20 protein-coding genes are annotated in these 24,584 nt (G+C 66.8%); 15 read left to right on the top strand and 5 right to left on the bottom strand.

Features of this window, described 5'->3' with window-relative positions; genetic code table 11:
- Positions 1–312: 312 nt before the first annotated feature.
- Positions 313–1,785 carry a glycoside hydrolase gene (locus AAW13_RS15100; RefSeq protein ID WP_046730579.1) on the top strand — a complete coding sequence of 491 codons (1,473 nt, stop codon included), beginning with the start codon at positions 313–315 and terminating at the stop codon, positions 1,783–1,785.
- Positions 1,786–1,895: 110 nt separating this feature from the next.
- Here AAW13_RS15100 and AAW13_RS15095 read toward each other — a convergent pair whose 3' ends face one another.
- Positions 1,896–2,186 carry a DUF1905 domain-containing protein gene (locus tag AAW13_RS15095; protein WP_046730578.1) on the bottom strand — a complete coding sequence of 97 codons (291 nt, stop codon included), beginning with the start codon at positions 2,184–2,186 and terminating at the stop codon, positions 1,896–1,898.
- Positions 2,187–2,263: 77 nt separating this feature from the next.
- Here AAW13_RS15095 and AAW13_RS15090 point away from each other — a divergent pair, with 77 nt between their 5' ends.
- From AAW13_RS15090 to AAW13_RS15050, 9 genes are all read left to right on the top strand, one after another.
- Positions 2,264–3,277 (top strand): hypothetical protein, encoded by a 1,014-nt coding sequence (locus tag AAW13_RS15090; protein ID WP_046730577.1) that lies wholly within the window; start codon positions 2,264–2,266, stop codon positions 3,275–3,277.
- A gap of 382 nt (positions 3,278–3,659) precedes the next feature.
- Positions 3,660–4,100: a very short patch repair endonuclease gene (locus AAW13_RS15085; protein ID WP_079178817.1), complete on the top strand. Its 441-nt coding sequence runs from the start codon at positions 3,660–3,662 to the stop codon at positions 4,098–4,100.
- A 150-nt stretch (positions 4,101–4,250) separates the two neighbouring features.
- The gene (locus AAW13_RS15080) at positions 4,251–6,800 is read left to right on the top strand and encodes a Z1 domain-containing protein (RefSeq protein WP_046730576.1); all 2,550 of its coding nucleotides are present in this window, start codon (positions 4,251–4,253) and stop codon (positions 6,798–6,800) included.
- Positions 6,797–7,816 carry a PD-(D/E)XK motif protein gene (locus AAW13_RS15075; protein ID WP_046730575.1) on the top strand — a complete coding sequence of 340 codons (1,020 nt, stop codon included), beginning with the start codon at positions 6,797–6,799 and terminating at the stop codon, positions 7,814–7,816. The genes AAW13_RS15080 and AAW13_RS15075 overlap by 4 nt, the downstream gene beginning before the upstream one ends.
- On the top strand, positions 7,813–9,792 hold the full coding sequence (locus tag AAW13_RS15070; protein WP_046730574.1) for a hypothetical protein: 1,980 nt from the start codon (positions 7,813–7,815) through the stop codon (positions 9,790–9,792). Before AAW13_RS15075 ends, AAW13_RS15070 begins: the two co-directional genes overlap by 4 nt.
- The gene (locus AAW13_RS46390; RefSeq protein WP_206306222.1) at positions 9,789–10,685 is read left to right on the top strand and encodes a hypothetical protein; all 897 of its coding nucleotides are present in this window, start codon (positions 9,789–9,791) and stop codon (positions 10,683–10,685) included. Before AAW13_RS15070 ends, AAW13_RS46390 begins: the two co-directional genes overlap by 4 nt.
- Entirely contained in the window at positions 10,682–12,523 is a 1,842-nt protein-coding gene (locus AAW13_RS47605; RefSeq protein ID WP_338059047.1) for a DNA cytosine methyltransferase, read from the top strand. Before AAW13_RS46390 ends, AAW13_RS47605 begins: the two co-directional genes overlap by 4 nt.
- A 9-nt stretch (positions 12,524–12,532) precedes the next feature.
- Positions 12,533–13,876 (top strand): DNA cytosine methyltransferase, encoded by a 1,344-nt coding sequence (locus tag AAW13_RS15055; protein WP_071659559.1) that lies wholly within the window; start codon positions 12,533–12,535, stop codon positions 13,874–13,876.
- A 185-nt stretch (positions 13,877–14,061) separates the two neighbouring features.
- Positions 14,062–14,724 (top strand): HAD family hydrolase, encoded by a 663-nt coding sequence (locus AAW13_RS15050; protein ID WP_046730573.1) that lies wholly within the window; start codon positions 14,062–14,064, stop codon positions 14,722–14,724.
- Here the strand turns inward: AAW13_RS15050 and AAW13_RS15045 are convergent.
- Complete coding sequence (locus tag AAW13_RS15045) at positions 14,705–15,985, bottom strand: NsdA family TPR-like regulatory protein (protein ID WP_046730572.1); 1,281 nt, start codon at positions 15,983–15,985, stop codon at positions 14,705–14,707. The two genes, AAW13_RS15050 and AAW13_RS15045, sit on opposite strands and share 20 nt — an antisense overlap.
- Positions 15,986–16,166: 181 nt before the next feature.
- Here AAW13_RS15045 and AAW13_RS15040 point away from each other — a divergent pair, with 181 nt between their 5' ends.
- The 4 genes from AAW13_RS15040 to tgmC are packed head-to-tail and all read left to right on the top strand — an operon-like array spanning position 16,167 to position 19,157.
- Positions 16,167–16,658 (top strand): hypothetical protein, encoded by a 492-nt coding sequence (locus tag AAW13_RS15040; RefSeq protein WP_052768596.1) that lies wholly within the window; start codon positions 16,167–16,169, stop codon positions 16,656–16,658.
- Complete coding sequence (locus AAW13_RS15035) at positions 16,658–16,978, top strand: putative ATP-grasp-modified RiPP (RefSeq protein ID WP_338059046.1); 321 nt, start codon at positions 16,658–16,660, stop codon at positions 16,976–16,978. Before AAW13_RS15040 ends, AAW13_RS15035 begins: the two co-directional genes overlap by 1 nt.
- Positions 16,979–16,981: 3 nt before the next feature.
- Entirely contained in the window at positions 16,982–17,974 is a 993-nt protein-coding gene (tgmB, locus tag AAW13_RS15030; RefSeq protein ID WP_046730570.1) for an ATP-grasp ribosomal peptide maturase, read from the top strand.
- Positions 17,964–19,157, top strand: coding sequence for an ATP-grasp peptide maturase system methyltransferase (gene tgmC / locus AAW13_RS15025; protein ID WP_107483332.1), 1,194 nt, complete (start codon positions 17,964–17,966; stop codon positions 19,155–19,157). The genes tgmB and tgmC overlap by 11 nt, the downstream gene beginning before the upstream one ends.
- A gap of 150 nt (positions 19,158–19,307) precedes the next feature.
- On the opposite strand, the gene AAW13_RS15020 is transcribed toward tgmC, so the two are convergent.
- Both AAW13_RS15020 and AAW13_RS15015 read right to left on the bottom strand, forming a co-directional pair.
- Positions 19,308–20,006, bottom strand: a complete 699-nt coding sequence (locus AAW13_RS15020) for a hypothetical protein (protein WP_240528625.1) — start codon at positions 20,004–20,006, stop codon at positions 19,308–19,310.
- A 197-nt stretch (positions 20,007–20,203) separates the two neighbouring features.
- Positions 20,204–21,040, bottom strand: a complete 837-nt coding sequence (locus tag AAW13_RS15015; protein ID WP_046730567.1) for an alpha/beta fold hydrolase — start codon at positions 21,038–21,040, stop codon at positions 20,204–20,206.
- Between the two features lie 413 nt (positions 21,041–21,453).
- Between AAW13_RS15015 and AAW13_RS15010 the strand changes: the two genes are divergently transcribed.
- Entirely contained in the window at positions 21,454–23,382 is a 1,929-nt protein-coding gene (locus AAW13_RS15010; protein WP_052768595.1) for an N-acetylmuramoyl-L-alanine amidase, read from the top strand.
- 182 nt (positions 23,383–23,564) lie between these two features.
- On the opposite strand, the gene AAW13_RS15005 is transcribed toward AAW13_RS15010, so the two are convergent.
- Positions 23,565–24,413, bottom strand: a complete 849-nt coding sequence (locus tag AAW13_RS15005; protein WP_046730565.1) for a LysR family transcriptional regulator — start codon at positions 24,411–24,413, stop codon at positions 23,565–23,567.
- Positions 24,414–24,584 lie beyond the last annotated feature (171 nt).

The following is a 24,584-nucleotide window of genomic DNA, read 5'->3' as shown; positions in this document are numbered from 1 at the left end:
CCCGCCGCCACCGCCGGTCACCACGCCCCACGACCCGCCGCACCCACCGCTCCCGCCGCACCGCACACCTCCCGCCGACGCCCGGTTGGGCCCGCACGATAAGGCGACCGCGGCCAAGTCACCAGAGCCGTAGGGCTTCCCGTCGCCACCCCTCCCCACGTTCACTTCCTCCACGGGTTTTAGAAAGCACTGTCGCAACCCTCGACAACCCCACACGCCACACCTGATGCTTCGTGTTGGCATGCGGGGGGACGAGTCGACGCCGGTCCGGGAACCGGTGTTTGAGCCGCACGGAGAGGTTGAGAAGCAGCCATGATCCGACGCAGAACACTCCTGGCCGCCGCCGGAGGCGGCATCCTGGGCAGCGCCCTGGCCACCGGCACGGCCCGCGCCGACGCGACGATCACCGTCAGCCCGTCGACGTCGTGGGGCACATGGGAGGGCTGGGGCACGTCCCTCGCCTGGTGGGGCAACGTCTTCGGCACCCGGGACGACTTCGCCGACATCTTCTTCACCACCAAGTCGACGACGTACAACAGCACTTCGCTGCCCGGCCTGGGTCTGAACATCGCCCGCTACAACCTGGGAGCGTGCAGCTGGAACACCGTGAGCGGCGAGAGCATGGTGGCCTCGGCCAACATCCCCGCGTACAAGCAGATCGAGGGCTACTGGCAGGACTGGAACAACGAGGACCCCACCTCCTCGGCCTGGGACTGGACCGCGGACGCGACCCAGCGCGCGATGCTCGTCAAGGCGGTGAACCGCGGCGCGACGGCCGAACTCTTCGCCAACTCCCCCATGTGGTGGATGTGCCTCAACCACAACCCGTCCGGCGCCGCCGACGGCGGCAACAACCTCCAGTCCTGGAACTACCGCCAGCACGCCTCCCACCTGGCCTCCGTCGCCCTGTACGCCAAGAACAACTGGGGCGTGAACTTCGCGACGGTGGAGGCCTTCAACGAGCCCTCGTCCTCCTGGTGGACGGCGACCGGCACCCAGGAGGGCTGTCACATCGACTCGACGGTCCAGGCGGCCGTACTCCCGTATCTGCGCAGCGAGTTGAACAGCCGGGGCCTCACCAGCACCAAGATCTCCGCCTCCGACGAGACCAGCTACGACCTGGCCCGCACCACCTGGAGCGCCTTCTCCGCCACCACGAAGGGCTACGTGGACCGCGTCAACGTCCACGGCTACCAGGGCTCCGGCGGCCGCCGCGACCTGCTCTACACGGACGTCGTCACGACGGCCGGCAAGGCCCTGTGGAACTCCGAGACCGGCGACAACGACGGCACCGGCTACACCATGGCCTTCAACCTGCTCTACGACTTCCGCTGGCTGCACCCCACCGCGTGGGTCTACTGGCAGGTCATGGACCCGTCGACGAACTGGGCGATGATCGCGTACGACGCGAGCACCCTGACCGCGGGCGCCATCACCACCAAGTACTACGTGATGGCCCAGTTCAGCCGGCACATCCGCCCCGGGATGAAGATCCTCGACACGGGCGTGAGCAACGCGGTCGCGGCCTACGACTCCTCGGCGAAGCGCCTGGTGATCGTCGCCCTGAACACGGCCACCTCCGCCCAGACCTTCACCTTCAACCTCTCCGGCTTCACGACGGTGACGGGCGGCACGAACGGCCTGGTCCCGCGCTGGAACACGGTGACCACGGGCGGCGACGCGTACAAGTCGTACTCGGACACCTACCTCTCAGGGAAGACGGTGGCGGTGTCGGTCGCGGCCAAGGCGGTGCAGACGCTACAGATCGACGGCGTGACGATCTGACCCGAACCGGCGGCGGGGCCACGCGCTCACCGTGCCCCGCCGCCACGCTCACCGTCACCCGCCGCCACACTCACCGTGCGTGCCCCGCCGCCACGGCACACCTCGGACGCCTACCCGAGCCGCACCCGCAGCTCCACCCGCACCTCGTCCCCCGCCCCCAGCCCCCGCGGCGTGCGCACCGCACTCTTGAGCGGCAGCAGATACCCACCGTCCTTCGGAAACAGCGACGTCTCGAACACGACCCCGCCCAAGGTCGCCTCGACGGGAACGACCCCCCACCCGTACGAGGCCATGGCCGCCACCGCCCGGATCTCCTCGCACTCCTCCTCCGGCACCGGCAGGAAGTAGTAAGGAGCGGGCCCCCGCCACTCCACGACACACCCACCGAACTCGAACCTCACCGAACGACTCCCCTCGCCACCGACTGTCCCCCATCCCTGTCTCTTCTTTGTCACCGCCGGGCAGTACGGTGTCGTTCATGCGCCCCGACACGCCTGCCGAGAACGTCGTCGACCACACCGCCGAAGCGGCACGCCTGGAGCGGACCGCCGGCCTGTACCCCGAGGACGCCGAAGCCCTCCTCCTCCAGGCCGCGGCCCACCTGGAACTGGCCGACGCCCGCCCTGCCGCCACCGCGCTCTACGACCGCCTGCTGTCCGCGCAGGACACCCTGGAGAACGCGCCGCTGGTCCGAGCGCTGAAGGCCTCGAACCTCTGGGAGTACGACCACGAGGCCGAGGCCAGGGCGATCATCGACGGCGTCCGGGCCACGGCCCCCCGGGATCCCGCCCCCTGGGTCATCGTCGCGGAGTCCCTGGAATCCCACGACGAACTGGAAGCGGCGCACGACACGTTCACGGAGGCGGCGACCCTCCTCCTCACGGACGTGGCGGAACCCCCGTACGCGACGCACCCGGTGCTGTTCGGCCGGCACAGGGTCCGCCGCATGCTGGGCCTCCCCCACGACGACTGGGACGCCCGCGCCGACACCCTCCACTCGTCCTCGGTCTCCCTGGACGAACTCCACGACCCGAAGCGGGTGTGGTCCCTGGGCTCGGACAACCCGGCGGAACTGGAAGCGGAGATCTCCCGCCTCCAGGCAGAACTGGGCGCCTACCGCGAAGCACTCTCCCGCCCCTTCCCGGTGGCGGTCCTGCACTGGCCGGCGACCGAACTGGCGGAACTCCTCTCGGCGTACCCGGACCTGGCCACGGAGTACCCGTCCCACGACGAACACCTCTCGACCATAGAGTCCTCCCTCCGAGAACTCTCCACGTCGGGCACCCCCAACCTGGGCATCGTCACGGGCACGGTCCCCTCCTACGAGGCCTTCGCAGCCTCAGAACTCTCCTCCCCCTCGGACACCACCCTCCTCCCCCAGTACGCCACAACCCTCGCAGCCCGCGGCCGAGCGGTGTCCTGGCCCCCACAACGCACATCGGACTGCTGGTGCGGCCAGGACCAGCGGTACGACGCCTGCCACGGCGCGTAACCACACTGAGGTGGCTGCCGCCAAACCCACCCGGCGTGCCCGGACAACCCAACGCGCTGCCAACCCCGGCCACGACCGCAGCCCGCCTTCAGGCAACCCCGATAAACCACCCACTTTCCCCGGGCCGCCCGCTCGCTTCTCCCCCGTGCCGGAGCGGCCCGGGTCAAGGGTGGCCCGCAGGGCCATCGGCGCAGCCGACGCGAAGCGCCCTTGAGGCGGGCCGCGGAGGCACGACACTGAGAAAGAAGCGGGCGGCCCAGCTTCGGCTGTGGATGTCCAACAAAGGCCAGGACGGTTCCCTCATTGCGCTGCACTCACCGTCGGCCGGCAAAATACTCCCGTGCCAGACGTCACTCCGTCCTCTCCTGCCGTTTCCGCCCGTATGAGCCGCCAGGTCTCTCGTGACACGGCTCCCGAGATCGCGGTGCGCAAGCTCCTACACTCGGCCGGCTTCCGCTACCGAGTGAATGTGCCCGTTCCCGGCATGTCACGGCGCACTATCGACATTGTCTTCAGCAAGGCAAAGATCGCGGTCTTCCTCGACGGCTGCTTCTGGCATGGCTGCCCCGAACATGCGACGCAGCCGAAGGCGAACGCAGCGTGGTGGCGGACGAAGCTCGACAAGAACGTCGCTCGTGATCTGGAGACGACCGAGCATCTCACTGCTCGGGGGTGGACGGTCCTGCGCTTCTGGGAGCACGAGTCCCCTGCGGATGTGGCCCACCGCATCGCGGCCTCTCTGACGCCCGAGCAACCCGTCAAGCGTGACCCTCCGAACATGCCGAACGTCACCCAGAGCGACGAGGTCAATCATCAATCGTGACTTTGATGCACTTATCAACAACCGCCTCACCCCATAGTGTGTAGGAGTTGTGCAAGTGGGGTGCCGACCCACACCTCGGAGCTGTCTGACGACATCAGAGCTCTACCGTCGGGTCGGCGTGACGAAGGAGAGCGGGGGCGGTCGAGTCCTGTGACCGACGAATTCGATGACATGTATGAGACGTTCAAGGCTATCTTGGACGCCTTTCCCCCGTCGGAGGCCGTCAAGCGCCTAGAGCTGATGGGAGTCCGCGAGGACGTCATCCAGCAGATCCGTGATCGTCACGAGCAGCAGACGATACGCATCAAAGAGCTCGAAGAGCCTCACGCCGTCGTCCTGGGCAACCGGGACACCTGGTACACGGGCCCACAGCCCAAGGACAAGTGCTGGCCGGCCATCGAACAGCTACTGATCAAGGACGGGTGGTCCAAGGACACCGCCATCCGGAACCTCGATGATTCCTCCACCCGCGTCGTCTCACTGTTGAATCACCCGAAGGAAAAAACGTTTTCTACGCGGGGTCTAGTAGTCGGCTACGTCCAGTCCGGCAAGACAACGAACTTCACCTCAGTCATGGCCAAGGCTGCTGACCGCGGCTACAAGCTGTTCATCGTCCTCGCCGGGATTCACAACGGCCTTCGCCGCCAGACACAGGCACGTCTCGTCCAGCAACTCGTGGAACCCAACCCCTCACTGTGGTCCCAACTGACCGATCTGGACAAGGACTTCACCCCTACGGCAAATCCGGCCTCGTACTTCGGAAACAGCAACAAGACACATGTGCTCTGCGTCGTAAAGAAAAACGCGACCGTATTGCGCAAACTCGCCGTGTGGCTCGACAAGGCGGCAGACTACCTGAAGGACTGCCCTGCGCTGATCATCGACGACGAGGCGGACCAAGCCACGGTCGCGACGAAGTCCATCAATCCCTTGATCCTCAGCATGATGAAGAGCCTGCCGCGTTCCGCGTACGTGGGATACACGGCATCGCCCTTCGCGAACCTGTTGATCGACCCGAGCGCAGAAGATCTTTATCCGCGAGACTTCGTCGTCAACCTGCCCAAACCGGCAGGTCACTTCGGCACGGAGGTTCTCTTCGGGCGTTATGCCTTGGACGGAGAGGATCCCGACCAGGTCGACGACGGTCACGACATGATCCGGTCTGTGCCGGACGACGACATCCCGTGCGTGCGCCCCGTGACGAAGGACGACGTCGAGGGCTTTGAGCCCGTCATCACCGACACACTCCGGAGAGCGGTCGAGTACTTCTGGCTCGTCACAGCCGCTCGACGGGTTCGCCGTACCGGCAATCCGCACAACACGATGCTGATCCACACGAGCGTAAACACCGCCGTGCACAACAGTTTCGAGCGTCCTCTGCAGCGCCTGTTGCACCGGACTGCGGAGACCCTGACCGACGCGACCTTCCTCTCCCGATTGCGTGATCTTTGGGACCAGGAGACGGCACGCGTTCCCGCCGAGGACTTCGGCGAGACGAAGGTAGCGTTCGACGACCTCGTGCCTGAACTTCCCGGCGTTCTCCGCAGTTGCCGCATCATCATGGACAACTCCAGTAGCGAGGCTCGTCTCGACTACGAGAACGGTCCCGTCGTCGCAATAGCCGTGGGTGGCAACACCCTCTCGCGCGGGCTCACCCTCGAAGGTCTGTCGGTCAGCTACTTCGTGCGCGCCGTCTCTGCCTACGACACTCTGCTTCAGATGGGGCGATGGTTCGGCTTCCGAAACGGGTATGCCGATCTGCCCCGCATCTGGATGACCGACGAACTGGCGGAGTGGTTCCGTCACCTCGCCACAGTCGAGACCGAGATGCGCCGCGACATCGACATCTACATCACCGAGTCCGAGACGCCTCTGACCTTCGCAGTGCGCCTGCGGACCCATCCTGCCCTTCGTGTGACTGCGGCGGCCAAGATGCGCGATGCGGTCACGGCCGCATCCTCGTATGGGGGCAAGCGAGTTCAAACCCACTACTTCCACACGAACAAGGACTGGCTCGGCGGAAACACGATCGCCGCACGTGATCTTGTCGCAGCGGCCCTCACGACTGCTGTGCGAGTTGAAGGTCGCTCGACCGAGGAACGCTTCGTCATTCGTGGTGTGCCGTACGACGTCGTTACCGATTTTCTGGCGAACTACAAGTTCCACGAGAAGTCGCCCGAGAACGATGCCGACCTCATCAGCGGCTACATCCGGAAGCGGGTTGCAGCCGGCTCGCTGCGCCGATGGAATATTGCAATCGTCGGTAGTTCAGCGGGAGAGCCCTTCGAGTTCGCACCCGGGGTGTCCGTCGGACGTAACCTCCGTAGCCGCGTTGCCACAACCACGCCCACTCCGGACTTCGCCGACATCAAGACGCTCATGAGCCGCCGCGACGCGGCAGTGGACTTGGCCGGAGACACGGCGAAACTCACTGAAAAGGGCATCATCGACGAACGTCGAGTTCAGCTTCCGGACACAGGCCTACTCGTCCTGTATCCGATCGACAAGACCTCCGAGCCCGACCCGGGAAAGACGCGACGCGCCCCCCTGAACGCAGAGGAAGACGTGATCGGCGTCGGACTCGTCTTTCCGGAACCGCCACATGGGGACAGCACCGTCGAAAAGTACATCTCCGCCAAATTGCCCGGCGTGCGATTGGAGGACGAGGACTTCAGCCTCCTCGAGGGTGAGGACGCGTGAAGAGCGACGAGTTCCGGGTGCTCGTGGAAGAGCACTGGTCAGCGCTGGAAGCGGCACCGGCAAGTGGCAAACGTCGACTCCGTGTCTCACAACTTCCTGTGACGACTGAGCAGGGTTGCTTGGTAGCGGCCGTCGATCACGACGGGTACCGTCACGTCCTGCTCCCCATCCCCACGCACCTGAAGTTGCGTTCCACCCTCGACGGTCCCGTCCTCCAATTGCGCAAACGCCCCTTGGAGGACGAGGAGACGTATCAAACATACGCCGATCTTGTCTGTTTGCGCGCTGATCTGAATGACTTGTTCACAGAACTGTGCGCAGACATATTGAGCGCTGTGGAGAGCCTGCCTGCCAATCCGGTCAAGGCCCTCTACCGGGTTCTGGACCGCTGGAAGGCGCTGTTCCAGTCGCAAGGGGCTGTCCTGGGCCCCGAACAACTCGCAGGGCTCTTCGGTGAACTACTCGTACTCGACCGGCTCTTGTACCTGGACTCCAGCGCACACCGGCTGTGGCAGGGGCCCGAAGGTCATCATCACGATTTCTCCGACGGGAACCTGGCCATCGAGGTAAAGACCAGCGCCAGGGGAGACGGGCGAAGGATCCGGGTGCACGGGCTCGACCAACTCGACGCCCCCGAGGGTGGAACCTTGCACCTGACCTGGTTCCGATTGCATCGCACCATGTCAGGCGGTGTCGGCTTTTTGGAACTGATCGAAAAAGCCCTGGGCTCTGCCGACGACGAGATCAGACTTCTCGAGCTACTCGCCCAGGCCGGTTACCGACCCAGCGACGCCGACCGGTACCGCGAAGTACGCTTCGCCATCGGTGAAGAGCGCTGGTACGAAGTGACCCCTGGGTTCCCAGCCTTGACCAACCGATCGCTCCTGGAGGCAGGGGTACCGATTTGCGTTTTGGACGTCGAGTACACCGTGGACCTTTCTGGCGAGGCACCGGCCCCCATGACGGCCGACATGGTGTCGCGAACGGTCAACCGCATGATCCAGGAGTCGGAGTGACGGAACCCCGCTGGTTCTCCCAGCCCTACCCGCCGGAAGGCGCAAGCGCCGCCGAGGGCATTCGCAATCAACTGGGCCGGCCGGAACTCGACCTGCTCACCATCTTGGTGCGCGAGTCGGCCCAGAACAGCTGGGACGCCCGACTCAAGCATTCGCAGGCACCAGTGGACTACCGCATCGACATGTGGACGGTCGGGGCCGCCCACGCTGCCGCCTGGCGAGAGCTTCTTCTCTCAGGAGCGCCCACGAGTGCCGACCACTTTCCGCTGCGCGACACGCTCAAACGGAGCTCAATACGTGTACTCGCAGTGTCCGATCGCGGTACCCGTGGTCTCGGCGGTCCGACGCGCGCCGACAATGCTGTGGGTCCCGACCGTGACTTCGTCGCCTTCATCCGCAACATTGGTGAGCCACGCGACACCGCACTCGGTGGCGGTACATACGGTTTCGGCAAAGGGATCTTCTACCTGCTGTCCCGGCCCGGCACGGTAGTCGTCCACTCCCGCTGCCGAACCCCCCAGGGAACGTACGAGACCCGCCTCATCGGCTGCACACTCTGGAAGAGCTATATCGATGCCGAACGCCGGTACACGGGCAGGCACTGGTGGGGCGACACCTCAGGCAGCGTGGTCGAACCGCTGGTGGGCGACAAGGCGGAAGCCGTGGCTCAACGTCTCGGCCTGAGAGCCTTCGGACCGGACGAGACCGGTACGACGGTTGCCGTGATCGACCCGAACCTGGACGACCTCGAACCAGCCCAAGCAGCGGAGTATCTGGGCGACACCATTGCCTGGCATCTCTGGCCCAAAATGATCTCTACTGCGGGCAACCCACCCGCCATGCGCTTCTCCATGACCTACGACGGTGTTCAGCACCCGGTACCCGACCCGCGTTTCACGCGGCCTCTCAATATGTTCGTCGCAGCGTACGAGGCGATGCTCGGTCCGACCGGCAGCAACCTGGAATGCCTCAAGCCCAAGAAGCACCTCGGCCGGCTCGGCCTGGCGAAGCGCATAATGCCCGCGCTCGAACCGACACGTGCTTCCCTGATGCTCGACATTGATGGCCTGATCCACCATGTCTGTCTGATGCGACCTGCCGAACTGGTCGTCACCTATCACGCGGGGCCGAAACCACCTAGTACCAATCAAGGCTACGCAGGGGTTTTCAGGGCCGCCGAGTCCATGGACGAGGTGTACGCCAAAGCCGAGCCACCCACCCATGACGCATGGAATCCACAGTCGCTCGACAGGCCCGAGAGCACTTATGTGCATACGACATTTCGGCGCATTGGTGAAGCCCTGGAACAACTGCTCTCCTTGAGCGGCACTGCGCGGCCCGGCGTCAGCCAGGTCGCTCTGGGGGCTGCCAGTTCGCTTTTCTCAGGCCTCGTCGGCGGTGCCTGGGGAATCGGTGGCGCCACCGCCTACTCCAAGCCGGGAAGCACTGCCGTTGCCTCATCCAGGCCGGATGAGGCACACGAGGCGACCACGCCCCGGGCAACTGGTCGTCCGAGTACAGATCCACAGGGCATTGGTGGGACAGGCAGCACTGCCGCCTCCCACATCGACGGCATTCCCAGCGAGGGCCAGTCGTTCCTGGAGGCGTCAGTCGACGGCAGCCGCGGTGTTCCACATCGTCGTCCCCGAGTGCAGTATCTCGGTGATCCTTACTACGACGATCGCGGAGACACTTCCGTGCTGGTTCAGGAATTCCGACTGCCCGTCCCAGGACCCCAGCGCCTACGTATCGATCTTGCGATCACACTGCCTGGCACCAGCGGCCGAGAGACCGACCCACCGATCGGTGCGAGCATGCCCGAACTGATCGGATGGGAGGACGAGGCCGGGCGGCTCCACACGTTGGATCCCCAAGTGGTCGAAGGCGGAGACTCCGTGTGGCGGGCCGTTGTACGGCCCGCGCCAGACACCATGACGGAGATCGGCATCAAGGTCGAGGCGGTGAGAACGGCGTGACTCGACGTGTACTTCCCTACCGGGCACCGACCGAGGATGTGGTGGTGTCGGAGCCGTGGCGCTTGATGGTCGAGGACGGCGAGGTTTCTCTGCCCGAGGCATTGCCGGACTGGGACTACCAAATGGATCTGCACCTTCGCAGAGCACTCCGCGTGGACCTCGACCGCGTTCGCCGCCAGACAGGGCTGCCTGAGAGTGCTGCTCTCATGCTCTCGGTTGTCTGGACAGCCACCGGTTCCAACCTCAGCGGTCCCGCGCAACATGTACGCCTGTCCGAATCCGGCACAAGGACAGTGGAATTCGATGTCCGACTTCGCGGTGCCGACCTAGGTGGCTTGCTGCTCCTGGACACCGCACTCGTGCTGGCAGAGCGCATGGCCGATGCCCGGCCGTCGGCGCCGCGACGAGCGGGATCCGTTCTGTGGAGCGACCGTGAGACTCTGCGTCTCCAGGGCGACGCGCCACAATTCCCCATGGCGGTCATCGACTTCGCACGAACCTCGTTTCCCGACAATGCCGCCTGGCATCTGCAGATCAGCGGAGGCTTGGAGAGTGCGACCATGGGCGCACTCCTGCTGCTCGTCAACGAGCAAAACACGGTCACCGCCACAGCATTTCAAAACGCAGCCAGACCGCGCCCCGTGGACCGTATCGTCCTATCGGCCGTGTACGCGGACGCAGCCCGAATCATGGTCGAACACGCGCTGACCCAGGACGATTTCGCGGAAGACGCCGACTTCCCCGACGGCTCACTGGGCTCCACACTGTTGAGCCTCTTCGATCAGCTGTTTCCCGACCAGTCGATCACTGACATACGTCTCCGCCACCGGCAGTCGCCCGCGCTGTTCTCGTCGGATCTGCAGGCAGCCGTCAAGATCTTCGAGGTGTCATGACGAGTTTTCTCTACCCTCGACTCCTCGCCGAACAGGCAAGACCGCTGTTCGACCAGTACCGGGACCTCACGCCGGCAGAGCTGTCCCCGCAAGTGGCATTCACTCACGACTCGGCGGTATACGTGGCGACAGGCGGCGACCGAGTCAACGCTGATCAGCTTCGCGAACTGCGGGAAGGTGTGCTCGAACTCGCGAAGCAAGCCGGCTTCCCCGACGATTCCGACCGAGCGCGCAACGCAGAATTCGATCTTCGCCTGGCCGCCCTTTTGCACGCCGAAATGGGAATGGTGCCCGCCGAAGCGGCGGCCCGCGACGTCTGGGCCTTCCTCGCTCTCGTCGTACTTCCCGATATCGCGTTCTGGCGCTATCCCCAACCGCCAAGGGACCGAGTCCTCGGCACCGACCTCACCAGGCACGTCTTCGGTCGACTCTGGTGGCGAGCACAACTTGTTCGCGCACCCGAGGAGCCAGAGCCGTACAGCGCCCTCCGGATTCTCGGCGAGGCAGCCTTCGATCAGATCTACGCACGACGTGCCGCGCTGGGCGGAAGCCCTCACTTGGTCAGAGCGATCCTGCGAGTCTGGGCAGAACTCGATCTGACCGGGCTGAACGAACGCGAGACGCTCCGTGACTTCCTCAAACGCCTGCTACGACTCGCTCCATTCGTACTCTTTGACGGAGTTGAAGAGCAAGCTCTGGACAGTGAGTTGCGGGCAGTGGCGCAGGAGTCTGTGAACGCTCAGCGCCCCGAGCCCTCTACGGATGCAGCACACACAGTTTCGGAACCGGCGGCTTCGGACAACCGCGCCATGACAACCCCGCTCTCGAGGTCGCTCGATTTCGAACCGTCGCCCGTGGTCGTACCGCGTCAGATCTCGCCGAAAGACCTGCGACTAACCTCCCTGGAGATTTGCGCAGGGGCAGGTGGACAGGCACTCGGCCTTGAACGTGCCGGATTCGATCCCCTACTGCTCATCGACAGTAAAGCCGATGCTTGTTTCTCCATCGACCTCAATCGACCTGCTTGGGACGTCGTATGCATGGACATCGTCCAATTCAACACCGGCATGCGCCCTGACGTGATCGAGGTCGACCTCATCAGCGGCGGACTGCCTCGTGTGAAGTCATCAGCGACCGTCGGACGGACGGAGGACACCGAAGAACGACGAGTCCTGCGGGCCGCCATCAACCTTATCCGCGAAATTCGCCCCAAAGCCATTCTCTTCGAGAATGTTCCTGACCTGGTCGACGGCCCAGAATTTGCCGCCGATCGCGCCTGGATAGATCACGAGCTACAAAGCAATGGTTTCCGTACCAGCTGGAAGATCCTCAACGCAGCAGACTTCGGAGTCCCACAGAACCGAAAGAGTGGCTTTCTGGTCGCTCTTCGAGATCCATACTTCAGGCATTTCTCGTGGCCGCAACCGAGCGAGAATCCGCCCCCCACTGTGGGTCAGGTACTCGGCCGCTCCATGTCTGCCGGCGGATGGCCCGGCTCCGAAAGCTGGATCAAGAACGCGGACCGCATCGCGCCGGCGCTCGTCGGTGGCTCGGAGCGCAGAGGCGGAGCCGACCTCGGCCCGACAGGCAGCAAGAAGGCCTGGGCCGCACTCGGAGTCAACGGAAACAGCCTTGGGGACGGGCCACCGGGCCCCGACTTCTCTCCGGACGAGTTGCCCAAGCTGACAGTGGAACAGGCAGCGGCGATTCAGGCCTTCCCAGACGACTGGAAGTTCTTCGGCGGCAAGACCTCCAGGTATCGTCAAGTTGGTCACGCGATGCCGCCTCCGTTGGCCGCAGCCGTCGGCCGCGCCCTCGCAACCGCGCTACGAAGCTAAGATCGCCCTATGTTCACGCCCCGTTCCGACACCCCCGAACCCATCACAGTCGTCGACCTGTTCAGCGGCTGCGGGGGTTTCACCCAGGGGTTCCACGAGTTCCGGCCCGCAGGGAAGCAGGATGGTGGCCCGGCCTTCCACAGCATCGCTGCCGTCGAACACAACCGCGCTGCAGCAGCCACGTACGCTGTGAACTTTGGGCGTCTTCGCCGAGACAAGCGGATGCCTGCAGCTCGTGTCCACGTCGGAGACATCGAGGAGTGGGAGCCGACCCCGGAAGCGCTCCACGCGGATGTCGTCGTCGGCGGTCCGCCGTGCCAGGGCTTCTCAGCCTTGAACCGCGCCAAAAAGGGCACGGAACGCAACCGCCTATGGGAGGAATACGTCCGCATCGTTGCGGAAATTCGCCCCAAAGTGTTCGTTATCGAGAACGTGGACCGCTTCCTGAAGTCGGACGAGTTCCGCAGCCTCCTCAACGAAGTACAGGAGGGAGGCAAGCTCGCAGACTACCGGCTCGTCGACCCTCCGGGCCACGAGCCCACGGACTCCGAAGAGTCGAAGACTAAGCGATATCTCCTCAATTCTGCTGACTACGGGGCGGCGCAGGCTCGGCGCAGGGCCATCGTCATCGGGATCCGGCGTGACGCCGAAAACGGCCGCAGAATGACCTATCCCTTGAGATCACACTTCCGCCGCCCGAAGGGATTTGCTACATCAAGCCGGCCGATCGAAAGCGTCGATGCAGCAATCTCCTACTGGGAAGCCGTCGACGACATCTTCCGGGAATCCTCCAAGAGGAACCTGGGAGATCTCCCCGCTATTGAAAGGCGGGTCCCCGAACTGAAGGCCGAACTCCCTGGAATATTCAGCACCGAGGATCTTCACTTCGGCCGCAACCCGGAACCACTCTCTCTTGCTCGGTATAACCGTATCCCGGCCGGCGGGAACCGGAAGAACCTCAGCGGCTGGTGGTACACCCAGGACGAATCCGGCGAGTTCGCCTACTTCAATACACCAAATCCGCCCGGCGTGAGGACGGGTGTCGAATACCTCTCAACAATCAGTTGGGACAACCACAACTCAGGAACCGGCGACGTCATGGGCAGGCTGCGCCTCGGCGAACCGTCGGTGACCATCCGTACAGAATTCTTCAAGCCCGAAAAGGGAAGATATCTCCACCCCTGGGAGAATCGGCCCATCACTCACTTCGAGGCCGCCCTTATCCAAGGATTTCCTATGGATTTCCGATGGTGCGGCACAAAGACCGAGATTGCAACACAGATCGGCAATGCTGTGCCCATCCCTCTCGGTAAAGCCATCGCAGGTGCGATTCATTCCTTTTTGCGTGATTGATCGACAATCCTTTACAACGCGACCGCGTGGGCCATCGGGAGCCGGTGACAGAATTCTCCGACTCCCGCTCTCCAAAGTGATCACTGTGGTGCAACTCGACTCTACCTACCGGGAGTTGGCCCTATCGCCCTGTTGTAGGGCTGCCGTGATGAACTCTCGATACAGCGCTCGATACCCTGGCACTCATGATTCGCGCAGTCGTCTTCGACGTAGGTGAGTGCCTGGTGGACGAGACCAGGGAGTACGGGACCTGGGCCGACTGGCTCGGCGTGCCGCGGCACACCTTCCACGCCATGTTCGGCGCTGTGATCGCGCAAGGGCGTGACTACCGGGAGGTCTTCCAGGAGTTTCAGCCCGGGTTCGACCTCTACCAGGAGCGGGAGAAGCGGGCAGCCGCGGGGCAGCCGGAGTTCTTCGGGGAGAAGGACCTCTATGCGGACGTCAGGCCCGCGCTTGCCGGGCTTCGCGAGAACGGGCTCTGGCTCGGGATCGCCGGGAACCAGACCGTCCGGGCGGGGCGGATCCTGCGGGAGCTGTTCTCCGACGACGTCGATCTGATCGGTACGTCGGACGACTGGGGAGCCAGTAAGCCCGACCCGGAGTTCTTCAAGCGGGTCGCCGACGCCGTGCCTTTCGATGTCGGCGAAATCCTTTACGTCGGGGATCGCTGCGACAACGACATCCGCCCGGCCCGGCAAGCCGGCATGCTGACCGCCCTCGTACACCGCGGGCCCTGGGCCACCATCCAGTGGAACGGCCGCGAGGCTGAGGAGCTGCCGACCTTCCGGGTCGAGTCGCTGCTCGAACTGCCGCAAGTAATTCGCAGGTTCAACGGCCCAGCGCGCTGAGGGTCGTCGACCAGTCGTACAGACGGTCGTCGAGGTCCCGTACGCAGCGTTCGGCCTGGTGGGGTGCGAGGGCTCGGCGTACCTCGCGCACCCGGTCCATGCCCGTCGCGTACCAGGTGACCGCCAGCTGGTCGAGGGCCTTGCCCGCGTACTCGCACGCCTGCCCCGGGTTCCCCGCGGCCGCCTCCACCGCGGCCAGGTCTCCGTACACCACCGAGCGTTGTTTGTCCTCGGCCGGTGTCATCGCGGCCAGCGCCCGCAACAGGCTCTCTCGGGCCTGCGGGAGATGTCCCGCGGTCATCTGCGTGTTGCCCCGGAAGGCCGCCAAGCGGGCCGGGGAGAACCAGTCCAGCCATTCGGGCGAGGGGTGCTCGTTGCCCGCTGCCAAGAGGTCCTCGGCGTGCCCTAGGAGATGCAGCGCGGTACGGCTGCTGCCCGACCGCGTCTCGCATTCGGCCTCCACGGCGTCGAGCCAGGCCAGGAACTCGGCGGAGGCCGGAGCACGCCGTGCGTAGGTGCGCGCGGCGGTCATGCGCTCGAGCGCACCCTCACGGTCCGCCACCCACCCGGGGACGAACGCCATGTGCGCGAGGATCGCCGAGCCGAGCAGCACGTCGTCCGCCTCGCCCGCCGCCTGTAGGGCCAGCAGGAAGGTGTCGTTGGCCGTGGTCGGCTCACGCAGGTCGAAGAACTCGATACGGCCCGCCAGGAGGTAGGTCTCCGCCATCGCGGCCGCGACCTCATGACGCATGAGGTCCGTCGTCTCCGGCAACAGGGCGCAGCCCAGGGTCGCGTGCGCGACGACCGCCGGGTGCAGTTCCGCCGGCGCGACCGACCAGTAGAGCCGACGGTGCGAGCGGGTCACTGCCATGAAGTCCGCGCCCACAGTGGAGGGTTGCGGCATCGCAGCGACCTTGCGGGGCAGCGTTGGCCGGCGACCGGGCAGCGTCGAGTGGTCGGTGGTCGCGGTGCGCCGTGTGTGCTGCGGGCGCTGTGGCCCGTCGGAACCCCACGGGGGTGTGAATCCCAGTGCCTCCATGCTCTGTCCGAGCAGCTGCACGAGTACGCGTTGACAGTCCGGCTGCGGCCAGGGCGGGGTGTCCGACTCCCAGCGGCGGACCTGTCGTACGCCGATCGACAATCCGCGGACACCCATGTCCTTGGCATGCTGGGTGAGTGCGTCCGCCAAGTGCTGCTGGGAGTTGAACCCCGCGGCTACGCGGGCGGCCTTGAGTCGGACGTTGCCGGTGGGCCTGGGCACTGGTGCACCTCCTGCTTCGGCTACTCCGACTCTCCCACACAGAGTCCTGTTTCAGACATGCGGTCCCTCTGAAGACTTCATCGAAGCCCTTGTCGAGTCCTTTCAGTGACCGCTCCAAGTCCTCGTATCACCCGCTCGGTTACTGGACGCTTTGTGTCCTCCCCGGAACAGGAGACAGGTTGTGGACACCCAAGAGGCTCTGGACAGAGCAATCGCCGAATGGCTCGCGCGAGCCCATCCGACGCCTGCGCAGGCCTGGCGCGAGTGGATCGTCCAGGGCGTCGCACTACTACCGCTCGGTGATCGGTTCGCAGCGGTGCGCATGGCCTCGGAAGAGGTGCACGCCGCCGTGGATTCGAGCGACCCGGACGATGTCGCCGCCTGCCTCGGTCTCCTACTGGGAGGCTCGATCATCTACGACCGCCGGTTCGCGGGCGGTACGTACTACGCCCTGATCCAAGGACACGCCGGTCTGGTCTGGGCGTACGGCGACGTCGCGACGTGCCTGGGACACGGCTCCTATCTCGGCGTGCCACGGCTCGACCGGCAGCAGGGGCCGGGCACGTACTGGCTTGTCCCCCCGCGCTACGAGGGTGACCTGTGTACCCCGAGTTCGATCACGACGCTGGTGAGGAGGGGGCGGGCACGATTGGTCGCCCTCCCAGAGGCCTGATGCTCCCTCTCCCCTCCCCCGCGAGGAATCTCGACAGGAATGTGAGAAGCGAAATGACGACTGTCGCCGTTCAAGCGCCTTGGGCCATGCGGTTGGTGACCGATCGGCTGCCGGTCGGGCCGCCGCCGTACGTCTCCGTCGTGCTCGATGCCGCCTCGCAGACCGCCGAGTACCGGGACTCCTCCGGTCGGGTGGTCGAGATGGGGAAGCACGGGACGTCGAAGACGGCCGGTACGGCGTCCGTCTCCGGTGGCGGGGACGGACAGCAGCCCCAGCCGCAGACGCAGGACGACAACACGACCGACTACGAATCGGACTGAGCGGTGAAGTCCACCGTTCTGGTACTCACCGCGTTGGAGGACGTCACCGCGGACCGGGTCGTCGAGGCCCTGAACGAGCGCGGGGCGAACGTCGTGCGTGCCGATCCGGGCGACGTCGGGCCGACGCTCGGCTTCGGGTTCCGGCTCGGAGGGGGCGGCTCGGTGTGGAGCGGACGGCTGCGCACCGCCAGCAGGGAGGTGGATGTGGAGACCGTGAACGCCGTCTACTGCCGCCGCCCATCGCCGTATGCCGCTCGCTTCGGCCATCTGCCGCGGCAGGCACGGGAGTTCGCTGTCGCCGAGGCACGCCATGGGCTCGGAGGCGTGCTTCACGGCCTGCGCGGTGCGTTGTACGTCAACCACCCGGCCGCCGTGGCCCGCGCCGACTTCAAGCCCGCCCAGTTGCAGCGGTTCGTGGCGCTCGGCCTGCGAGTTCCGGCGACTCTGATCACCAATGAGGTGGAGCAGGCGCGAAGGTTCGCGGCCGAGCACGGTCGTGTCGTCTACAAGTCGTTCCGCGGGTTGCCTAAAGGGGAGGACGGGTGCGCCGGAGCGATCTGGGCGCAGCGGATCGAGGCCGATGCGCTGGACGACTCCGTCTCGGTGACCGCGCATCTCTTCCAGGCCGAGATCCCGAAGAGCGGGGACGCTCGGGTCACCGTGGTCGGGCGCCGGGTCTTCGCCCAGCGGATCGCGACGCCGGACGGTGCGCTGGATTGGCGGCGCGGTGACTGGGACCGTCTCGTCCATACTCCCGTCGTCGTTCCGGAACCCGTGCGGACCGCTCTGTATGCCTACTTGGCCTCGTTCGGGCTGGTCTTCGGCTGCTTCGACTTCGCCCTCACCGGCGAGGGAACCGCTCCGGAGGACTGGTGGGCGATCGAGTGCAACCCGAACGGGCAGTGGGGGTGGCTTCCGGACGCGCCGGCCATCGCCGCCGCCTTCGCCGACATCCTGAGCAAGGAGGAAGCAGGAGACCGTGACGATGGGGAGTGACCTTGAGGGCAGCGCCGTTCAACTGCGGCGACGGCTGGCGGAGCGGCTCGCGCGGGACGGGGCGGTTGACGATCACCGGTGGCTGGCCGCGGTCGAAGAGGTGCCCCGACATCGATTCGTGCCGGGCTTCTTCCTCTCCGCCGGGGAGCCCGACGCGCAGGGGCTCACTGTGTGGGAACCCGTCACCGCGGAACTGGATCGCGGGAGGTGGCTGGCCGCCGCCTATTCCGACACCACGCTGATCACCCAGTTCGACGACCAGGAGCCGGACTGGTCCGCACCCGGGGTGCGGCACGGTGGGGCGCCGACCTCGTCGTCGACCCTGCCGTCACTGGTGCTGCGGATGTGGGCCGACGCCGAGGTGAGTGAGGGGCACACGGTGCTTGAGATCGGCACCGGCAGCGGTTATTCGACCGCGTTGGCGTGCGAGCGCCTGGGATCTGCGGACGTCACGAGCATCGACGTCGATCCGCACCGGTTGGCGGTGGCGGCGGACGCGCTGTACGGGTCCGGTTACACGCCGACCCTGGCCGTGGCGGACGGGCGGTACGGCTACTGGCCCGAGGCCCGCTTCGACCGGATCGTGGCCGCGTGCTCGTTCCGTACCGTGCCGGACTCACTCGTCGCGCAGACTCGACCGGGCGGGAGGATCCTGCTCACACTGTCGGGCTGGTTGTACGGCTACGCACGCGTCCTCCTCACCGTCGCCGAGGACGGTACGGCGGTGGGGCCCCTGCTCCCGGGAACCGTCTCCTTCATGTCCGTGCGGGCCCATGCGGCTCCGGCCTTCGGGAATCCCGCGCACTGGGCTGCGGGACTGCCGGAGAAGGGCAGGGCGGCGCGGTACGGGCCCGAGCGGATCTCTGCCGCCGATCCGGAGGCGTTTCATCTGCGCTTTCTCGCCCAATGCGCGGTGCCGAACGCCCAGATGACCACTGTGGGGCAGGTCGTGCACCTGATCGATGTCGTCCGTGGCTCCGCCGCTTCACTCACACCGCGTGAGGAGGGATGGGAAGTACGGGAGGCCGGACCGGTGAGGTTGTGGGAGCGCGTGGAGGAGGTCGTAGCCGCTTTCGACTCCGCCGGTCGACCCGGGGCCGAGCAGTTCAGCCTCCGGGTTTGTGGTGATGAGCGGCTACTGGAGCATTCGCGGATGCCGCGGCTTGAATTGCCCCGGCGTTGAGCCACTTTTCGGGTGCGGCCCCGTACGAAGGCCGCCACATACTCATCGGCGTCAGAAGGTGCCCCGGGCAGCCCGCTTCTTTCTCAGTGTCACGATTCATGAGATGGCTCTTGTGTGGGCTGCATAGGGCCGTTGCCGGGGTTTGGCAGTTCACCGGGGCGGCACGGTCGCCTGGGCGAGTTCCGACCAGCGGGTCAGCTCCCCGTGATGTGAGCCGGTCATCGTCGCGGCGGTGACGGTGACAGCCGTTTCCGGATCCGCCGGGTGGCTTCCTCGGGTCAGGAGGGTGAGAGGCCAGTGAGGTTCGTGGGACCACGCGCCGTCGAAGGGGCGCCAGTCCCATGGTGTGTCGAAGCGCCACGCACGACCCGCCGCGTCGGCCACCTCGTCGCCCGCTGTCAGGAAGGCGTACGGGCGGAAGACCAGGTCGAAGGTGATCGGGATGTCGTCGTCCGGGTCGAACTCCTCCCCCTGTTCCTCCCGTTCGGGGTCGTGGGAGTGACCGGCACGGAGGAGCACGACGTGGCGTCGTGGGCGAGGCAGGCGACCGGTCTCCAAGGGTGGGTCGAAGCGGTCGACGGCGATCACGTGGACGAGAGTGGGAGGAATGCCGACTCGGCAGGTGGTGCCGGGCTCCAGGATGTCCAGCGGTGGAGTGGTGCGGAAGAGACCGGTCTGTCCTTCGTACGACGTCGGGTCATGGGGCAGCGCCACCTGACCGTTCCAGTGGATCCAGTCGGAGTCCGGGTCGACCGCCCACCAGGGCCATTCGATGGAGACGTGGTGGGGAGACTTGTCGGTGACTCGTGCAGGGGTGTCGGGGCAGGAGACTCTGACTATGTCTCCCACCCGGAGATCCGGATCCAGGCGCACTGTTCGCCTCCCTTGCCGACGCCATCTTCCGGGATCGTAGAGGGGCCCGAGGGAACGCTCCTCACGTGGCCCGCAGCTCTCGGCCGGCGAAGGTGAGCCACCGCTTCAGTCGTCGGCTCGCGGCGGCCGGCAGGTGGGGCGGGGCGCACGGGGCCGTCGACTTCAGGCCACCCCTACGCCCGCGCCGTGTCCCGGTGGAGGAAGGTGAGCAGGAAGGAGGTCACCTCGTCGGGGAACTGGTCGTGGGGGTAGTGGCCGGCGCCCTCGATCAGTTCCAGGTGGCCGAGGCCGGGCTGTAGGGTCTCGATGATCGCCGTGCCTTCGGCGTGCGGGTCGGTCCAGTCGGGGTCGAGGGTGCCCATCACGACCAGGACCGGGCAGCGGACGGAGCCGAGTTGGGCGCCTGCGTCCGCCGGGGTGGTGCGGCCCATGCGCTGCATCGCCTTCATCCGGCCCGGCTCGTGCAGCAGCGCGTCGATGCGGCCGAGCCGCTCGGTCCAGTCGGCCGGCTTCACGCCGGGGTAGGCCACGTCGAGGTACGAGCGCCACAGCCGCGCGCTGCCGAACACGCCCGCGCCCAGCAGCCGCAGCATGCCCTGCCGGAAACGCCGGACCCGCAGGTCGCCGAGGCGGAGCGACTGCTTGCGGGTGAACGGCGCCAGCTCGACGACCGCGGTGACCAGTGAGGGCTCCCGCGCCGCCGCGATCGTGGCGGCGCCGCCCGAGATCGAGTGGCCGACGAGCACGGCGGGACCGCCCAGGTGGCGGATGACGGCGAGCAGGTCGCCGGCGATGGCGGTGCGGCTCCAGTCCGGCCAGTCGACGCTCGACTCGCCGCAGCCGCGCAGGTCGACCGCGGCGACCCGGTGGCCCGCGGCCACCAGTCGGGGTATCACCGCGCGGTACGCGGCCCGGCTGTCGCCCATGCCGTGTGCGAGAACGACCAGCGGGCCGGACCCCGCCACCTCGTATGCGATCGTGCCGCCCTCGACGGCCAGGTACTCGGTCATGACGCCCCTCGGATCTCGGATACGACCAACTGGCTAACGTTGTTAGCTAGAAGCTAACGGCGTTAGCCTCGCTTGTCAACGGCGACGCAAGGGGCAGGGGTCCGAGGGATCTCCTGGCGGGCGCGAAATCAACGGTGGCGTGAGTGTCCCGCCAAAGGGCGGTTGCGGTGGGCTGCGGTGCGCATGGCACCGGCTGTTGTTCAAGTCGCCTTTGTCCGAGTCGGGTTGACGTGTCTTCACCGTCGGCGGGATCATCCACTTTCGGATGCCGGCGGACGCGGCCCGTATCGGGCGCGGGCGTTGCCCGTGCCGGGCGCGGGCGTTGTGCGTGTCGGTCCGGTCGGTGAACCGATGTCCCGTCGTACGCATCCTTCAATGCGTCATTCGATCCTCCGAAGTCCGGGGACCTTTTCATGAGAACAAGCAATCCCAGACGCGCAGGCGCGTCGAAGCGGCGTCGCGCGGCCCTGTTGACCGCGGTCGCCGCGCTCACGGTCGGCGGCGGGGCGGCCCTGCCGGTGCCGGCGCTCGCCGCCGGGGGCGCCGGTGGCGCCGGGGGTGAAGTGAGCGGTCTACAGGCGGACTTCACGGCCGCCGCCGACGCCTACCACGTCCCGCGTCAGGTGCTGCTGGCGCTGGCCTACCAGGAGTCGGCCTGGGACACGCACGCCGGGCAGTACAGCACCGACGGCGGCTACGGGCCGATGCACCTGACGGACGTCACCCCCGCGATGATGGCCGGCGGTGACGCGGGCGCGGCGGGCCGCCGGGACCTGAAGCAGCTGGCCGCCGCCCCGGCCCTGCACACCCTCCAGGCCGCCGCGAAGCTGACCGGGCTGTCGGCCGGGCAGTTGCGGGAGGACCCGTCGGCCAACATCCGGGGCGGCGCGGCGCTGCTCGCCTCGTACCAGCGGGCCGCCACCGGGTCCGTGTCCGCGGATCCCGGCAACTGGTACGCGGCCGTGGCCCGTTACAGCCAGGCGGGCGACAAGCAAGGCGCGTCCGCCTTCGCCGGGCGGGTGTTCGCCACCATCAAGAAGGGCGCCGGCCGCACCACGGCCGACGGCGCGCGCGTGAAGCTGGCGGCCGACAGCGATGTCACCCCGGACACCGGCCAGTTGGCCCTGCTGGACCTGAAGTCCGCGGCGACCACGGACACCGAGTGCCCCGCCACCGTCGCGTGCACCTTCGTCCCGGCGGCGCCGTCGAACGGGCAGGTCTCCAACCGCCCCGCCAACGGCATCCGGATCGACAGCATCGTCATCCACGACACCGAGACGTCGTACGACACCGCCGTCAGTCTCTTCCAGCAGGCGGGCGGCTCCGCCGCGCACTACGTCATGCGGTCCTCCGACGGCGCGGTGACCCAGATGGTGCCCACGAAGGACCTCGCCTTCCACGCGGGCAACTACTCCACCAACATGCACTCCATCGGCATCGAGCACGAGGGCTACGCCGCGCACGGTGCCACCTGGTACACGGAGGCGCAGTACGAGGCCACGGCCGACCTGGTCGCGTACCTCGCCACGCGCTTCGACATACCGCTGGACCGGCAGCACATCATCGGCCACGACAACGTCGCCGGGCCGAAGTCGTCCCTGGTCTCCGGCATGCACTGGGACCCGGGCCCGTCCTGGGACTGGAACCACCTGATGAGCCTGCTCGGTGTGCGCACCGGGCGGCACGGCGTCGGCCCCGTCGGCTCGGTCGTCACCATCGCCCCTCGGTTCGACGAGAACGTGCAGACGGTGCAGATCTGCCCCTCCGACGACCCGACGGGCGCCACCACCGCGTGCACCGAGACGCGGCAGCCGTCCGACTTCGTCTACCTGCGCACCGGGCCGAGCGACACCGCGCCCCTCTTCGGGGACCAGGCGCTGCACCCCGGCGCGGCCGGTACCGACCGGATCAACGACTGGGGCAGCACGGCGGCGGCCGGCCAGCAGTTCGTGGTCGCCGATCAGGACGGGGACTGGACCGCCGTCTGGTACAGCGGCTCGAAGGTGTGGTTCTTCAACCCGCACGGCTGCAACACCGCGCCCGCGCACGGGGTGAAGGTGATCACGGCGGCCGGTGACTCCCCGGTGGCGGTGTACGGCTCCAGCTACCCGGACGCCGCCGAGTACCCGGCGGGCCTGTCGCCGTCGACGCAGGCGCCGCTCAGCATGTACACCGTCCCGGCCGGCCAGGCCTACGTGGCCACCGTGGCGCCGTCCCTCACGGACGACTTCTTCCCGTCCAGCGGGACGGTCGTCACCGGCGCGAAGGCGATGTACACCATCCAGTACAACCACCGGGTGGGCCTCGTGTACGCCTCGGACGTCACAGCCACGGACGGCTGACGGCCCCACCACGCCCACACCCACGCTCACACCCACACCCACGCTCACACCCACACCCACGCTCACACCCACAGCGGCGGCCGGGCGGCCGGCCGCCGTCACGGGACGGTCGTCCCAGGGCCGCCGTCACAGGGTCGTCGTCACAGAACCGCAGTCACAGGTCCGTCGTCACAGAACCGCAGTCACAGGGCCGTCGCCGCCCGGACGAGTCCCGCGACGGCCCTCGACCGGCTGTGCGGCGGCCAGGCGATGACGGTCGTGACCGGCGGCGCGTCCAGGACGGGTACGGCGACCACGTCGTCGCGGAGCTGGGCCCGGCTGGACTCCGGTGCGATCCAGCAGGCGCGGCCCAGCGCGATCAGCTGGTACAGCTGTGCGTGGTCGTGGGCCCGGGGGCCGGGGCCGTCCGGGTATGTGCCGTCGGGGCCCGGCCAGCGCGGCAGCGGAAGGTCGGGCAGGCCGGTGACCTCGGCCGTGCGGACGTGGGTCCGGGTGGTCAGGGGGTGCCCGGCGGGCAGCAGCACCACCTGGTTCTCGGTACGGAGTTCCTCGGTGTCGAGGCCTGCCGTGGAGTCGAACGGCAGGTGCAGCAGCGCCACGTCGGCTCGGCCGTCGCGCAGCATGTGTTCCTGTTCGCCGATGCCGCACAGCAGGAGGTCGACGGTGACCGCGTCGGGTTCGGCGGCGTAGGCGTCGAGGAGTTTCGCCAGGAGTTCGCCGGACGCGCCGGCCTTCGTGGCGAGGACCACGCCGGGTTCGCCGGTCGCGGCGAGAGCGGCGCGCCGGGTGCGGCGCTCGGCTGCCGCCACGGCGCCCAGGGCGGCGCGGGCCTCGCGCAGGAGCACCGAACCTGCGTCGGTCAGGGTGACCGTGCGGCTGGTGCGGTCGAGGAGGGTCGCTCCGAGGCGCCGTTCCAGCAGGCCGATCGCCCGGGACAGCGGGGGCTGGGCGATCCCGAGCCGCTCGGCTGCCCTGCCGAAGTGCAGCTCCTCGGCGACGGCCACGAAATAGCGCAGCTCACGCGTCTCCACCCGGTCATGCTACTGCGGCCGGCCGGGATCGATACCCGGCGGGTATCGCCGCCCACCCGATCGGTGTTGGCCGGGCCGGGCCCGCCGCGGCCAGGATCGACGGCATGAGCGAACACAGCAATGAGCACAGCAACGAGCACAGCAACGACAGCAACGACAGCAACGACAGCA

The sequence above is a fragment of the Streptomyces humi genome (assembly GCF_001005085.2).
Taxonomy (GTDB): Bacteria; Actinomycetota; Actinomycetes; order Streptomycetales; family Streptomycetaceae; genus Streptomyces; species Streptomyces humi.
Note: the sequence above shows the minus strand (reverse complement) of the source record. Positions and strands in the feature narration are given on the sequence as shown.

Excerpts from the sequence above, each read along its gene's own strand:
- AAW13_RS15100 (WP_046730579.1), top strand. The coding sequence starts at position 313 with ATGATCCGACGCAGAACACTCCTGGCCGCCGCCGGAGGCGGCATCCTG.
- AAW13_RS15090 (WP_046730577.1), top strand. The coding sequence starts at position 2,264 with ATGCGCCCCGACACGCCTGCCGAGAACGTCGTCGACCACACCGCCGAA.
- AAW13_RS15085 (WP_079178817.1), top strand. The coding sequence starts at position 3,660 with ATGAGCCGCCAGGTCTCTCGTGACACGGCTCCCGAGATCGCGGTGCGC.
- AAW13_RS47605 (WP_338059047.1), top strand. The coding sequence starts at position 10,682 with ATGACGAGTTTTCTCTACCCTCGACTCCTCGCCGAACAGGCAAGACCG.
- AAW13_RS15055 (WP_071659559.1), top strand. The coding sequence starts at position 12,533 with ATGTTCACGCCCCGTTCCGACACCCCCGAACCCATCACAGTCGTCGAC.
- AAW13_RS15050 (WP_046730573.1), top strand. The coding sequence starts at position 14,062 with ATGATTCGCGCAGTCGTCTTCGACGTAGGTGAGTGCCTGGTGGACGAG.
- AAW13_RS15035 (WP_338059046.1), top strand. The coding sequence starts at position 16,658 with ATGCTCCCTCTCCCCTCCCCCGCGAGGAATCTCGACAGGAATGTGAGA.
- tgmC (WP_107483332.1), top strand. The coding sequence starts at position 17,964 with ATGGGGAGTGACCTTGAGGGCAGCGCCGTTCAACTGCGGCGACGGCTG.
- AAW13_RS15015 (WP_046730567.1), bottom strand. The coding sequence starts at position 21,040 with ATGACCGAGTACCTGGCCGTCGAGGGCGGCACGATCGCATACGAGGTG.
- AAW13_RS15010 (WP_052768595.1), top strand. The coding sequence starts at position 21,454 with ATGAGAACAAGCAATCCCAGACGCGCAGGCGCGTCGAAGCGGCGTCGC.